The 13,496-nt window shown below is 66.2% G+C and carries 13 protein-coding genes; 4 read left to right on the top strand and 9 right to left on the bottom strand.

Annotated elements, in window-relative coordinates; translation table 11 throughout:
- Nucleotides 1-218 precede the first annotated feature (218 nt).
- The 3 genes from ACR42D_RS04430 to ACR42D_RS04420 form a co-directional block, all read right to left on the bottom strand.
- Nucleotides 219-866 (bottom strand): response regulator, encoded by a 648-nt coding sequence (locus ACR42D_RS04430; protein WP_484565657.1) that lies wholly within the window; start codon nucleotides 864-866, stop codon nucleotides 219-221.
- Complete coding sequence (locus ACR42D_RS04425) at nucleotides 859-2,700, bottom strand: sensor histidine kinase (RefSeq protein ID WP_484565656.1); 1,842 nt, start codon at nucleotides 2,698-2,700, stop codon at nucleotides 859-861. Before ACR42D_RS04425 ends, ACR42D_RS04430 begins: the two co-directional genes overlap by 8 nt.
- A gap of 84 nt (nucleotides 2,701-2,784) precedes the next feature.
- Nucleotides 2,785-3,579 carry an MBL fold metallo-hydrolase gene (locus ACR42D_RS04420; protein ID WP_484565655.1) on the bottom strand — a complete coding sequence of 265 codons (795 nt, stop codon included), beginning with the start codon at nucleotides 3,577-3,579 and terminating at the stop codon, nucleotides 2,785-2,787.
- Nucleotides 3,580-3,756: 177 nt separating this feature from the next.
- On the opposite strand from ACR42D_RS04420, the gene lplA reads away from it, so the two are divergent.
- The 3 genes from lplA (at nucleotide 3,757) to ACR42D_RS04405 (ending at nucleotide 5,754) form a co-directional block, all read left to right on the top strand.
- Nucleotides 3,757-4,734: a lipoate--protein ligase gene (gene lplA, locus ACR42D_RS04415; RefSeq protein WP_484565654.1), complete on the top strand. Its 978-nt coding sequence runs from the start codon at nucleotides 3,757-3,759 to the stop codon at nucleotides 4,732-4,734.
- A gap of 191 nt (nucleotides 4,735-4,925) precedes the next feature.
- Nucleotides 4,926-5,252, top strand: a complete 327-nt coding sequence (locus ACR42D_RS04410; RefSeq protein ID WP_071546257.1) for a carboxymuconolactone decarboxylase family protein — start codon at nucleotides 4,926-4,928, stop codon at nucleotides 5,250-5,252.
- 112 nt (nucleotides 5,253-5,364) lie between these two features.
- Complete coding sequence (locus tag ACR42D_RS04405; RefSeq protein WP_484565653.1) at nucleotides 5,365-5,754, top strand: hotdog domain-containing protein; 390 nt, start codon at nucleotides 5,365-5,367, stop codon at nucleotides 5,752-5,754.
- 146 nt (nucleotides 5,755-5,900) lie between these two features.
- Here the strand turns inward: ACR42D_RS04405 and ACR42D_RS04400 are convergent, their stop codons facing one another.
- The 6 genes from ACR42D_RS04400 to ACR42D_RS04375 form a co-directional block, all read right to left on the bottom strand.
- Nucleotides 5,901-6,209 carry a DUF6506 family protein gene (locus ACR42D_RS04400; protein WP_484565652.1) on the bottom strand — a complete coding sequence of 103 codons (309 nt, stop codon included), beginning with the start codon at nucleotides 6,207-6,209 and terminating at the stop codon, nucleotides 5,901-5,903.
- A 12-nt stretch (nucleotides 6,210-6,221) separates the two neighbouring features.
- Entirely contained in the window at nucleotides 6,222-7,214 is a 993-nt protein-coding gene (locus ACR42D_RS04395; protein ID WP_484565651.1) for an NAD(+)/NADH kinase, read from the bottom strand.
- 64 nt (nucleotides 7,215-7,278) lie between these two features.
- The gene (locus ACR42D_RS04390; protein WP_484565650.1) at nucleotides 7,279-8,250 is read right to left on the bottom strand and encodes an alpha-ketoacid dehydrogenase subunit beta; all 972 of its coding nucleotides are present in this window, start codon (nucleotides 8,248-8,250) and stop codon (nucleotides 7,279-7,281) included.
- Between the two features lie 43 nt (nucleotides 8,251-8,293).
- A complete protein-coding gene (locus tag ACR42D_RS04385; protein WP_484565649.1) occupies nucleotides 8,294-9,253 on the bottom strand; it encodes a thiamine pyrophosphate-dependent dehydrogenase E1 component subunit alpha in 960 nt (319 codons plus the stop codon).
- An 18-nt stretch (nucleotides 9,254-9,271) separates the two neighbouring features.
- On the bottom strand, nucleotides 9,272-9,697 hold the full coding sequence (locus ACR42D_RS04380; RefSeq protein ID WP_484565648.1) for a Lin0512 family protein: 426 nt from the start codon (nucleotides 9,695-9,697) through the stop codon (nucleotides 9,272-9,274).
- Nucleotides 9,698-9,706: 9 nt separating this feature from the next.
- Entirely contained in the window at nucleotides 9,707-11,053 is a 1,347-nt protein-coding gene (locus tag ACR42D_RS04375) for a dihydrolipoamide acetyltransferase family protein (protein ID WP_484565647.1), read from the bottom strand.
- A 319-nt stretch (nucleotides 11,054-11,372) separates the two neighbouring features.
- Here ACR42D_RS04375 and ACR42D_RS04370 point away from each other — a divergent pair, with 319 nt between their 5' ends.
- Entirely contained in the window at nucleotides 11,373-13,442 is a 2,070-nt protein-coding gene (locus ACR42D_RS04370) for a sigma-54-dependent Fis family transcriptional regulator (protein ID WP_484565646.1), read from the top strand.
- The last annotated feature ends 54 nt before the right edge of the window (nucleotides 13,443-13,496 follow it).

The following is a 13,496-nucleotide window of genomic DNA, read 5'->3' as shown; positions in this document are numbered from 1 at the left end:
ATGCGCATTGCGCGTTTACCCGGAGAATGCGACGGATCGGTGACCGCGACAATCGGGAACCTTCTGATTTGACGGTTCCTTTCTTCGCCCTCTGGGCAAGGGCGTCCAAACGGATTATCCTAAGAATACGGCAAGTTGTGCCATCAGCCGCAGAAGAGGCCGGACGGAATCGCCCGCCGGGCATGGGGAATTTCCCCACAGCGGATCACGAAGGCGTGTCAGACGGAGATGAGCCCGTGGCGGATGGCCAGCTTGGTCAGGTCCGGGATGGTCACGACCTCGAGCTTTTCCATGAGATTGTACTTGTGGGTCTCCACGGTCTTGGGGCTGATGTTCAGCCGGGCCGCGGCCTCCTTGACCGACAGCCCGTCGGCCAGGAGCCGGAAGACCTCGAGCTCGCGCGGGCTGAGCTGCTCGAACAAGGCCTCGCGGTCCGAGCGCTCCGGGGAGAGCTGGCGCAGGAACGCGGCCGGGTCGATGGTCGTGAAATAGGTCTTCCCGGCCATGACCGCCTCCACGGCGGCGCACAGGTCGGCGGGCGGGCCTTCCTTGAGCACGTGGCCCGAGATGCCCGCCTTGAACAGTTCCAGGATGAACCGCTGGTCCGAGTGCATGGTGTAGATGATGATCCGCGTCTCGGGCGAGACCTCGCGAATGCGCCCGGTGGCCTCCACCCCGTCCATCTCGGGCATGGAGATGTCCATGATGACGATGTCGGGGTTGAGCGCGGCGGACAGCCGGACCGCCTCGGCCCCGTTGGCCGCCTCGCCCACGACCTCAATGCCCGCCATGGAGGCGAGCAGGCTGCGGATGCCCGCGATGACCACCTGGTGGTCGTCGGCGATGAGCAGGGTCTTCTTAGGCATGGCGTTCGTCCCCGATGGCCAGCTCGGCCAGTATCTGGGTGCCCTGGCCGGGCGCGGATTCGATGTGGAAGGTCCCTTCGAGCTGGACCATGCGCTCCTTCATCAGGGTCAGCCCAAGGCTGCTCGACTCGCTCGCGGCCTCGGCCACGGCGGCCGGGTCGAACCCTTGGCCGTCGTCCTCGATGGTCAGCCCCAGCCGCCCGTCGCGGTTGATCAGGCTGATGTGCACCCGGCTCGCCCCGGCGTACTTGACCGTGTTGGTCAGGGCCTCCTGGGTGATCCTGTATAGGGCCAGTTCCTTTTGGCTGTCAAAGCGTTTGGGAACCCCCTTGTGGAAGAAATGGATGTCCAGGTTCGTGGCCGCGCGGTACTCGTCGAGCAACGCCTCGATGGCCTGGGCCAGGCCGAGGTATTCCAGGGTGTCGGGCCGCAGCCCCTTGGATATGGACTTGATGTCGCGCTGGACCAGGGTGATCTTGTCCGCCGCGCTCTCCAGCTGGCTTTTGCAGCACCCGTCGGGCGAGCCCAGGGATTCCAGGGCGGCCTGAAGGTCCAGGCGCAGGGTGGTCAGCAGCTGCCCGGTGTGGTCGTGCAGCTCGCGGGCCACCTCCCTGCGGTCCTCTTCCAGAAGATTGATCAGGTCGCGGGACAGGACCTTGCGCCGTTCGTGCTCCCGCTCCAGCCGGGCGTGGGTCTCGCGCAGCTCCTCGTTGGCCAGGGCCAGCTCGCGGGTGCGCTCGCGCACGCGATCCTCCAGCTCCTGGCGGGCCCGGTGCAGGGCGCGCTCGGCCTTGAGCCGGGCGTCCAGCTCGGACTGCAGGGTGGCGGTCTTGGCGTCCACCTCGGACTCCAGCTCCGAGGCATGCAACAGCAGCCGCCCGGTCAGGGGGCGCAGCAGCCGCCACAGCACGATGAGGCAGACCGCGTAGATGAGCAGGGAGGACAGGGCCAGCTGGATGAGCCGCAGCCTGAGCGGATTGTACAGCTCCCGCTCGTTGACCGACACGGACAGCCCCCAGCCCGAACCGGACACCGGGGTGTAGGCCGTGACCTCGTCGCCGGACAAAAGGATGCCGATCTTTCCGGCCAGGGCCCGGCGTAGCGCCTCGGCCTGGCTCGGCGTGGGCGCGGGCGGTTCGCCCGGACCTTCCGGGAACAGGGCGACTCCCTGCCCTGTCTCGTACCCCAGCCCCACGGTGCCCGCGCCCCGGATGCTCCTGCCCTGCTCGATGATCTCCAGCAGCCGGGAGATGTCCGTGACCACCAGGTCGGTGCCCACCCGCTGCCCGGTCCGGGACAGGATGGGCGCGGCGATGACCAGGCGCGACGCACCGTCCAGGGTGATCGGGGCCGAGAAGCGCACGGTTTCGGACGGCGTGGCGAGGCTCTCGGCCAGCGCGGCCGGGACCGGCGCGCCCACCGAGGTCACCGGGCGGCCCGCCGCGTCCAGCCGGGTCAGGCCGACCACCTCGTCGGACAGGTTCATGGCGTCTTCGAGCTTGGGCCGGGTGAACTCGGCCAGGTCTTCCAATGAACGTTCCCCCGCATTGTAGGCGGCCAGCTCCTCGCGGATGCGGGTCCGGCTGGTCACCTGGCGGGCGAGGTCGAGCGCCCTGCGGTACCACTCGCCCACGGCCAGGCCGCGCGTCTCGGCGATGTGCGCCAGCCCGGCCTCCTCGGCCTGCTTGAGCTGTCCGAACAGGGTGGCCACCACGGACAGCCCCACACCGAGCGTGAGCACCAGCAGCGCCCCGGAGGCATAGAGAAAGAGCCGCTTCTTGAGGCGTTCGGACAGCCGGGAATCCGGGGTGCGGGAGGTGGCGGGTTCGTTCATGGTCATGGCCTTGATGCGCCGGGCGCTGCCCCCATCAGTAGCCGCATTCGCCAACGACCGCAATGCGCCCGCGCTTTGCCCGGCCTACAGCCCGGAGCGGCAGATGTTCACATGGGGAGCGGCCGCGTCGAGCACGTGGACCGGCATGTCCGGGCGGGCGTGCCGCTCCAGGGCGCGCTTGACCGTGAAGGCCAGATGAAACGGGTCCCTGCCCTGCTGCGGCATGTGGTAGATGACCAGTTCCATGGGGCGGAAGATGTCGTCGATGATCGCCTGGCCGCTCGGGTTGTGGTAGAAAATCGGGTTGACGAAGGTTGCGTCCAGGGACACGCCCCGCAACGCCGCCTCGTAATAATCCGGCACGTGGTCCGCGTCGCCGGTGAAGAGCAGGTTCATGCCCCCGATGGAGACGAGCAGGCAGTCGTTGCGCACGTCCTGGAACTGCTTGCCCATGTGGCGCGTACCGATGGCCGTGATTGTCAGACCGGGCTCGGGTGAGACCGTGCGCGTGCTTCCGGGCTCGGGGCCCATGGTCCAATGCGGAACACCCATCTCATTGAGGACGCGGACGAGCCGGTCGCGGCCCTCCGGCTCCCTGGCCGGTGCGGGCAAGACCACGCCCTTGACCGGCCTGCGCGCCAAATGCTCCACCACCAGGTCCGGGGTGAAGTGGTCCGGGTGCTCGTGGGTGAACAGCAGGTAGTCCAGCCGCTCGAAGATTCCCTCGGGCAGGGCCATGCGGGCCATGTCGTCCGACTCCACCCGGCCGAACGGATGCCCGTCCTGGTCGTGCATGCCGTCCACAAGCAGCCCCAGGCCGCCGCCCCGGACCAGCACGCCCGCGTTGGCCACCAGGTCTATGTCGATGCAATCGCTCACGCTCTCTCCTTTTCCGCTCGCAGTGCAAAGGTCATACCCGCATTGCCCGGCCAAGGCCACCCGCCCGCCCCTTGCCCGGCGGCCCGGCGGCGGGTATAGGCCGCTCCGGGCGGAGGGCCCGAATCCCCCGACAATCCCGAGGCCCGCCTTTTGCATTGTTCACGGAAAGGAGCACCCATGCGATACATCTACAACCCGTCCACGGACCCGGCCTTCAACCTGGCCGCCGAGGAGCTGCTGCTGACCGAGTCCGCCGAAGAGATATTCATGCTCTGGCGCAACCGCCAGGCGGTCATCGTCGGCCGCAACCAGAACACCCTGGCCGAGATCGACGAAGCCTTCACCCGTGAGCGCGGCATCCCGGTGGTCCGCAGGCTGAGCGGCGGCGGGGCCGTGTTCCACGACCTGGGGAACATCAACTTCACCTTCATCAACAACGGCACCCCTTCCGAGGGGCTGGACTTCGAACGGTTCACCGTGCCCATCCAGCGGGCCCTGCGCTCCATGGGCGTGGAGTGCGTGTTCAGCGGCCGCAACGACCTGCTCATCGACGGCAAGAAATTCTCGGGCAACGCCCAGCACTTCCACGGCGGGCGCATCCTGCATCACGGCACCCTGCTCTTCTCCTCGGACATGGCCGACCTGAGCGGGGCCCTGCGCGTGGACCCGGAAAAATACCGGGACAAGGCGGTCAAGAGCGTGCGCTCGCGGGTGACCAACATATCGAGCCACCTGCCCGCCCCCATGGAGGTCACGGACTTCATCAAGGCGCTCATGGACTTCGTGTCCGGCGGGGCATCGCCCGACGACACGGCCCTGACCGGGGCCGAGGCCGAAACCATCGAGACCATGGCCGACAAGCGCTACCGCACCTGGGACTGGAACTTCGGCTCCTCCCCGGCCTACAACTTCACCAAGCGCACCCGCACGGAGGGCGGCCTGCTGGACGTGAACCTCTACGTCAAGAAGGGGCGCATCCTCGAGGTCCGGCTGTTCGGCGACTACTTCGGCGTGCGCGACGTGGACCCCCTCGAAAAACGCCTGCTAGGCTCCCGCCACGAGCGCGGCGAGATCCGGGCCCGGCTGGAAGGCGTCGCCCTCGACGAATATCTGCACGGCGTCACCCTGCCCGTGCTCCTCGACTGCCTGTTCTAGCCCTTTCCCTGTCCCGGAGAACCTGTTCGAAAACCGATCAATGTTCACCTCCGGGACAGGCCGGGGCTCCGTTTCCCTATCCCTGCCATCCGATATTTAGTCCAGTTGCCTGATTTTTCATGGGAAAAGCCCCGGGGCACACTCCTTGCTGTATTGGGGTATCGCAACTTCAAAACCCAGGAGAAAATCTCATGGACGCAGCAGAAAAAGCAGCAACGACCTTGGCCAAAATGACCCAGCGGGCGGGCAACGTCTTCCCCAATTACCTTGCCTTCACTAAGGAGATCAGCCAATTTGGACCCATCGACCACAAGACGCAGGAACTGATCCACGTGGCCTGTTCCATGATGTCCCAGTGCGAGATGTGCATCTCCCTGCATATCCAGGGAGCGGCCAGCCACGGCGCGACCAAGGAAGAAATCATGCAGGCCGCCATGCTCGCCATCTCCATGGGCGGATCGCCCAAGGTCATGTACATGCACTACGTGTTCGACGAACTGGAAGACCTCTTCGATTAAACGGCCGGCGGATTTGTGTCGGGGCCCGGGATCAATGCGTACCTTCCCGGGTCCCGATGTCCCGCCGTGGCCCAAACGGCGGACGCGCTCCGCTCCCCTCTCCGAGGCATGTATGGAAATCAAGACCCATGAAAGCATAAACCGGTCCCTGTGCGGGGAACCGGTCGAGTTGTCGCAGGGCTCAAGCGCCGTGCGCCTGACCTGCACGGCCGACATGGCCGCCGACGCCAGCGGACTGGTCCACGGCGGCTTCATCTTCGGCCTGGCCGACTACGCGGCCATGCTCTCCGTGAACCACCCCAACGTGGTCCTGGGCGCGGCCGAGACCCGCTTCCTCAAGCCGTCCCGCGTGGGCGACGTGCTCGTGGCCAAGGCGCAAGACCAGACCCCGCAGGAGCGCAAGCACCTGGTTCAGGTGGAAGTCTCCTGCGGAGAGGACGTGGTCTTCAGCGGCACGTTCACCTGCTTCGTGACCAAGGAGCACGTGCTCGCCGGAAGCTAGGCCCGGCCCTTTGCCAGGGGGAAAACCAAAAGATGCAAGCCGCTTCGCGGCGGTTGTCGGGTGATTTCGCCTCCGGCGGGGAAGGGTTCGCACCCTTCCATCCCTTTTTTGCGCCTGCGGCGCGGCGGGGGATTCTTTTCTTTCGGCTAGCCGAACAGGGTGTCGCCGCTGGCGTTGCCCAGGCCCGGGTGGGTGTCGAAACGGACCACGCCCACCGGGACGTTGACGGCGGCCGCGATGCGCGCCGTACCGGCCGCGCCGAATCCGCCGCACAGCTCGATGGCCTTGATGCCGTCCTTCTCCACCAGTTCCCTGGCCACGGTCTCGGCCTGGGCGTAGTCCTTCACGGCCACGGCCAGCAGCTCGACCGCCTCGGTCCTGACCCAGTTGCGGTGGCTGGCCGGGTCGGCGTTGGGCGCGACAAAGATGAATGCGGCTTTCAGAATATCACTCATGACGGTTCCTCTCTATTTTGACGGTTGACGAAACAGCCCCTCGGTCCTGGCCAGCGCCATGGTCTTGTCCACGTCGATGACCAGCGGCCCTTCCGTGTTCAGGCGGATGGAGGCGCGGGACCCGGAGGGTATCTCCACCTCGCGCTCGCCGTCCAGAGCGATCAGGCCGGGACTCGTGTCGATGTTGAAGATTTCTCCGGGGGCCATGTCCGAAATACCGCAGATCGGCACGTCCGCGAACATGCCCGGCGCGATGGCCGCCGAGACCGTCACCGGCGAACCGCCGCCCAGCCTGAGCGCCAGGCCCAGCGGCTCCTCCGGGCGGATGGAGCGCATCTGGCCGCCGATGGCCGACAGCCCGATGGAACCGGCGCTGCACCGGGTCATGAACAGCTGGGGGACCTTGTCCATGTGCCATACTGCCTTGGAGCCCAGGAAGACGTCGTCGTACACCGCCGCGTCCACCAGGGCCAAGTCCACGACCTCGTGGTCGAGCAGGATGTCGAACATGCAGGACCGGTAGCAGCACGCCTCGCGCGGCAGGCGGCCGCTGGCCACCAGCCCGGCGGCCAGCCCGGCGACCGTGGCCTCGCCCATGATCGGAAAGACGTTGTTGGTCCCCGTGGAGAGCGGCAGGACCGGGATGGCTACCGAACCTTTGCAGGCAGCACGGCTGGTGCCGTCGCCGCCGAGGATGACGAGGCACTGTGCGCCGAGGGTTTCCATGATGCCCGCCGCGACGGTGGTGTCGGTCTGGTTGTTGCGGATGGGCATCTCCACCGGCTCCACGGGGATGGAGGGGGAAATGGCGTTGAGCGCCCTGGGCACGATGGCGTAGCCGTCCGGCATGTACAGGATCTTGGTCACCCCGGCCTTTTCCAGGCCCAGGATGAGCCGCCGGACCATGCGCACCTTTTCCTGGTTGTCGAACACGGACCCGTGGGCCACCAGGCGGCGGATATCCTTTCCGGAAGCGGGGTTGGCCAGTATGGCTGCGATGCTCAATGGGGCGTCCTCATGCAATGCGGCGGGAGAACGGCCAAAGCCGTCCTCCCGCCAGGGTCTGGGATTAGCGAATACTCTTGACCGCTTCGACGATGTTGTCCGCGTTGGGGATGTAGAACTGCTCCAGCGGCGGGGAGAACGGCACCGGGCAGAACGGCGCGCCGACGCGCTTGATGGGCGCATCCAGGTAGTCCAGCGCCTCTTCCGCGACCATGGCCGCGATCTCCGCGCCGGGGCCGGAGAACTGCACGGCCTCGTGGGCCACCACCAGGGCGTTGGTCTTCTTCACGGAATCAAGGATGATGTCCTTGTCCAACGGTTGCAGGCAGCGCGGGTCCACGACCTCGGCCTCGATGCCGTCGGCCTTGAGGCGCTCGGCCGCTTCCAGGGCCGAGTGGACCATCAGGGAGGTGGCCACGATGGTCACATCCGTGCCCTCGCGCTTGACCTCGCCTTTGCCGAGCTCGATGGCGTAGCTCTCGTCCGGAACCTCGCCGGACACGCCGTAGAGCAGCTTGTGCTCCAGGAAGACCACCGGGTTCTCGTCGCGGATGGCGCTGATCAGCAGCCCCTTGGCGTCGCGCGGGGTGGACGGGATGACCACCTTGAGGCCCGGGATGTTCATGAACCAGGACTCCAGGGACTGGGAGTGCTGGGCCGCCGCGCCGATGCCCGCGCCCTGGGGCATGCGCAGGGTCATGGGCACCGTGGCCTTGCCGCCGAACATGAAGCGCATCTTGGCCGCCTGGTTGAACAGCTGGTCCATGGCCACGCCGATGAAGTCCACGAACATCAGCTCGGCCACGGGACGCAGGCCCGCGGCGGCAGCGCCCGCGGCGGCGCCCACGATGGTGCTCTCGGTGATCGGGGTGTCCATGACCCGCTCCTCGCCGAACTGATCGAACAGCCCCTGGGTCACGCCGAAGCAGCCGCCGAACTGTCCCACGTCCTCGCCGAGGATGAAGACGTTCTCATCCCGCTCCATTTCCAGCTTCAATGCTTCATTGAGCGCCTGAAGATATGTTTTTTCGGACATTTTACTCTCCGTTGAATGTATGATGATTCAGGTGAACCGCCGCTTAGGCGTAGACGTCGTCCATGAGCGCGCTGGTCGCGGGCATCGGGCTTTCCTTGGCAAAGGCCACGGCGTCGTCGATGTCCTTGGCGATGCTCTCCTTGATCTTGTCCGCTTCCTTCCTGGTCAGGGTCTTGCTCTCGATCAGCTTGGCCTCGAAGCGGGGGATCGGATCCTTGGCCAACCACTCCTCCAGTTCCTCGGTGCAGCGGTAGGTGCAGGCGTCGCCCTCGAAGTGGCCGCGCCAGCGGTAGGTCTTGCACTCGATGAGCGAGGGGCCCTCGCCCTTGCGGGCGCGCTTGACCGCCTCGGCCACGGCCTCGTGCACGGCCAGCACGTCGTTCCCGTCGACCACCACGCCGGGCATGTCATAGGCGGCGGCGCGGTCGGCGATGTCGACCACGGCCATGGACTTGCACTGCGGGCAGGAGATGCCGTAGCCGTTGTTCTCGTTGACGAAAACCAGGGGCAGCTTCCAGGCGGAGGCCATGTTCAGGGCCTCCTGGGTGGTGCCCTGGTTGGACGCGCCGTCGCCGAAGAAGCAGATGGTCACGTCCTTGGTCTTCTTGTACTTGGAGGCCAGGGCCGCGCCCACGGCCAGGGGGCCGCCGCCGCCCACGATGCCGTTGGCCCCGAGGATGCCGAGGTCGAAGTCCGCGATGTGCATGGACCCGCCCTTGCCCTTGCAGTAGCCGGTGGAGCGGCCGAAGATTTCGGCCATCATCAGCTTCAGGTCGCCGCCCTTGGCCAGAAGATGGCCGTGGCCCCGGTGCGTGGAGGTGATGGTGTCGGCGTCGGTCAGGACCGAACAGGCACCGGTGGCCACGGCTTCTTCACCGAGATAGAGGTGCACGAAGCCCGGAATCTCGCCCGCGGCGAAGAATTCCTGCAGTTTCTGCTCGAACAGGCGAATCCTGTTCATGGTTTCATACATGTGAATCAATGTCTTCTTGCTGAGAGCCATTGCTTTCTCTCCTGTAAGTTATATGGCCTTGGCGGCGCATCCGCAGGCCGGTTTTTTCGATCCGTCCGCCCCGTCCCCCATGTCCGTCTCGATGGACACGGTCAGCGCGGCGCAGGCCACCACGATGTTGCTCACCCCCGGGGCGAAGCACGGGACCTCGATCCCCGGCACGCTCATGCCGCCGGAGGTCAGGGTCAGGCTGGTCTCGCCGATGGGAATGCAGGCGAGGACCTTGTCGCGGTCCACGCCGTCCGGGTTCGGGACGGCCACGTCCGCGTGGACGTGCACCCCCTGGAATTGGTCACGGCCGCAAATCTCCACGATGCCGCACAGGCATATGCGGGACACGGCGTCGCGGACCGCCCGCACGGCGGCCTTGGTCATGTCCTCGCCGTGCAGGTCGGCGGCGTAGCCGAGTTCGATGGCAAACCGTTTCAACGCCATGGATGCCCCCTAGACGATCATCATGCCCGGGTTCTCCAGCATGTCTCCCAACTCGCGCAGGAAGGCCATGGCCGGAGCGCCGTCCGTGGTCATGTGGTTGAAGGTCAGGGACAGGGTCATCATCTGCCGGATGGCGATCTCGCCCTTGTGCACGGCGGGTTTCTCGATGACCCGGCCGACGCCCAGGATGCCGGTCTCGGGCGGGTTGAGGATCGGCGTGAAACCGTCCACGCCGAGCATGCTGACGTTGCTGATGGTGAAGGTACCGCCGCTGATTTCGTCCATGTTCAGGCCGCCCTTGCGCGCCCTGCTGGCCACGTCGCGGACCTGGGCCTTGAGGGCCTCCAGGCCGTAGGTGTCGGCCTCCTTGACGTTGGGCACGATGAGCCCGTTGTCGATGGACACGGCGATGCCGAGGTTGACGTGCTCGTGCAGGTGGATGCCGTCCTCCTGCAGGGTCGAGTTCATGATCGGGTGCCGCTTCAGGGCGCGGCACACGGCGTAGGAGATGATGTCGTTGTAGGACAGCCGGTACTCCTTGTCGCGCTTGTTGCGCTCGAGCAGCTGCGCGCGCAGTTCGACCATACCGGTGACGTCCAGCTCCACGAACACGGTCAGCTGGGCCGCGCCCTGCAGGCTGGCGTGCATGTTGTCCGCGATGAGCTTGCGCACGCCGTCCATGGGCACGATGGTGTCCTTGGCGGCTCCGGGCGCGGCGGCGGGCTGGTCGGCCGCCGGGTTCATGGCCCGCAGGATGTCCGCCTTGGTGATCCTGCCGTCCTCGCCCGTGCCCGTGACCGCGCTCAGGTCCACGCCCTGCTTGCGGGCGAACTCGATGGCCTTGGGGCTGGCGTTGATCCCGGCGAACGCGGAATCGGCCGTGGCCTGGACGTCCTTTCTGGTGATGGCCCCGCCCTTGCCGGTGCCGGTCACCGTGGCGAGGTCCACGCCCAGCTCCCTGGCCAGCTTGCGCGCGGCGGGCATGGCCGGGACGAACGAGCCGTCTCCGGCGGGAGCGGCTGCGGCCGGGGCCTCGGCAGCCGCGGAAGCACCCTCGGCCGCGGGCTGGGCGGCGGGTTGGGCCGCGCCCGCCGGGGCCGACGAATCCACGGCCTCGCCCGGTGCGGCGATGATGGCCAATACGGCCTTGATCGGAGCCATGTCCCCCTCGGGGACGATGATTTTGGCCAGGACGCCGCTGGCGGGCGCCTCGACCGAGTTGGTGATCTTGTCGGTCTCGACTTCGAACAGAGGCTCCCCGGCTTCCACCGGATCCCCTTCGCCCTTGAGCCAGCGTGCGACCTTACCTTCCTTCATGGTCAGGCCCCACTTGGGCATAATCACATCATGAGCCATAACCAAGTCCTCCTGGTTTTTTTGCGTACGTTCAGGAGGGGGATTGCAACGGCGGTGCCAAGAGCTATATTGTAATTATTTCAGTATGATATATTGATATTATACTATATATACGGGCCGAGTGTTCGGTGCGCGAACAACTGGCAACGGTTTTCCCGTATTTTGCCCGATACGGCGCATCACACTGATATCAAATGGATATTCCGCATTTCGTTACGCAGGAGCCGTTCGGAAATGGAACACTTGACACTTTCATACCCTTGGAGGACAAAAACGATGCGGTCTTAAATAGTTTCTTGTGTCAATCCGGAGGTAAGGCATGCACCTGCTCCTCAGAGATGGAAATGGTTTTGAAATACGCAGGGATCCGCACGCGCCCGAGGCGCACGCGGCGCTCCCCGTGTCATATTCCCGCAGTCAGCGCGACGCCCAGGTGGACTATTCGAACTGGAAGCAGTTCGTTGAGGGCAAGCGGCTGCAGAACGATAACGTGGACCCGGCCCTGCTGGCCTCCTGGCAACGCTGCAAGGACATGGCCGTGGACCCGGCCCCGCGCAGCTGCTGGGATTTCCTGCCCATGAATCAGCTGGAGCAGTTCACCGCCACCCTGGAAAAGATCTGCGGCGAGATCGAATCCACGGCCTACGAGGCCATCAAGGGCAAGGGGCTGCTGATCACCATCGCCAACGCCGACGCCCGCGTGGCCCGCACCTGCGGCGACCTGGACGTCCTGCACGAGGCGGACCGGCTGAACTTCGGCCCCGGGGCCAACTGGTCCGAGGCCTGCGTGGGCACCAACGCCATCGGCACCGCCCTGGCCACGGGCCGCCCCATGCAGGTCTTCGCCTCGGAACATTTCTGCGAGTCCCACCACAGCTGGAACTGCACCGCCGCGCCCATCCTGGACCCGCGCGGCAACGTCTGGGGCTGCTTCGACATCTCCGGGCCCACCTGGTCGGACCACTCCGGGACCATGGACCTGGTCCTGCACGCGGCCCGCGCCCTAGAGCGGAACCTGAGCCGACTCTACTGCTCCGAGCTCGAAGGCCAGATGGCCTCCCTGTTCTCGTCCATGTTCAACTCGGTCATGACCGGCGTGCTGTTCCTGAACAAGTCGGGCCGGATAACCAGCGCCAACAACACCGCCGAGCTGCTGCTCAGCAAATCCGGGGACGCCCTGCGCGGGCGCAAGGCCGAGGAGCTCTTCGATCTGGGCCCGTACCTGGCCCAGGCCAAGAGCGCCTCCCTGTGCGAGCCGGTCATCGTCAAGTGCCTGGTCAACCCGAACCTGTACATCCGGGTCATGCCGACCTTCAGCGCCAGCGGCGCTTGGCTCGACACCATCGTCACGGTCAGCGAAACCCAGCACTCGCGCCAGTTCGCGGCCGGGCCGCGCCCGGCAAACCGCCCCCAGGCGGAACCGGCCGAGGTCAAAGGGTTCGAGCACGTGCTCCACGGCAGCCAGTCCATGCGCCAGGTCATCCGCCAGGCGGGCAACGCCGCCCGGACCCCGTCCACCATCCTCCTGACCGGCGAGTCCGGCACGGGCAAGGAGCTCTTCGCCCGGGGCATCCACCAGGCCGGGCCCAGGGCCAAGCACCCGTTCGTGGCCGTCAACTGCGGCGCGTTTTCCGAGGAGCTGGTCCAGAGCGAGCTGTTCGGCTACCGCGAGGGGGCCTTCACCGGCGCGGTCAAACGAGGCCGGGTGGGCAAGTTCCAGAAGGCGGACAAGGGCGTGCTTTTCCTGGACGAAATCTCCGAGATGCCCCTGTCCCAGCAGGTCAACCTGCTCAGGGCGCTGGAGGAGCGGGCCGTGGTCCCGGTGGGCGGCACCAGCCCCCTGCCCGTGGATGTGAAGATCCTGGCGGCCACCAACAAGAACCTGCGCGAGCTGGTGGACCAGGGGCTGTTCCGCGAGGACCTCTTCTACCGCCTGAACGTGGTCACCATCGCCATCCCGCCGCTGCGGGAGCGCGGCGGCGACGTGCTGCTGCTGGCCGAATACCACCTCAAACGGCTGTGCGCCTCCTTCGGCATCGACTGCCCGGAGATCGGTGCGGAGACCCGGGAGATGCTCGCGGCCCACGAATGGCCGGGCAACGTCCGCGAGCTGATCAACTGCCTGGAATACGCGGCCAACAACCTGTCCGGCGACCTTCTGCTGCCCGAGCACTTGCCCCACTATCTCGTGGAACGGACCAGGGGCCGGGCCGTGGGCCCGGCGGACCTTTGCCGCGACAAGGGGTTTCTGCTCAAGCAACGCGAGGCCAACGCCATCCGCGAGGCCCTGGACTTCCACGAGGGCAACATCAGCAAGACGGCCAAGGCGCTCGGCATCGGGCGCAACACCCTGTACGCCAAGATGGAGCGCTACGACATCCAGGCATGATCCCCGGCCGCCCCATGTAAACAGACGCCCCGCAGCGATGGCTCGCTGCGGGGC

Origin of the sequence: Pseudodesulfovibrio sp. lm2024, from assembly GCF_051175575.1 — a bacterium.
GTDB classification, from domain to species: Bacteria; Desulfobacterota; Desulfovibrionia; order Desulfovibrionales; family Desulfovibrionaceae; genus Pseudodesulfovibrio; species Pseudodesulfovibrio caledoniensis.
The sequence above is the reverse complement of the archived record's forward strand: the minus strand, read 5'-3'. Positions and strand labels throughout refer to the sequence as shown.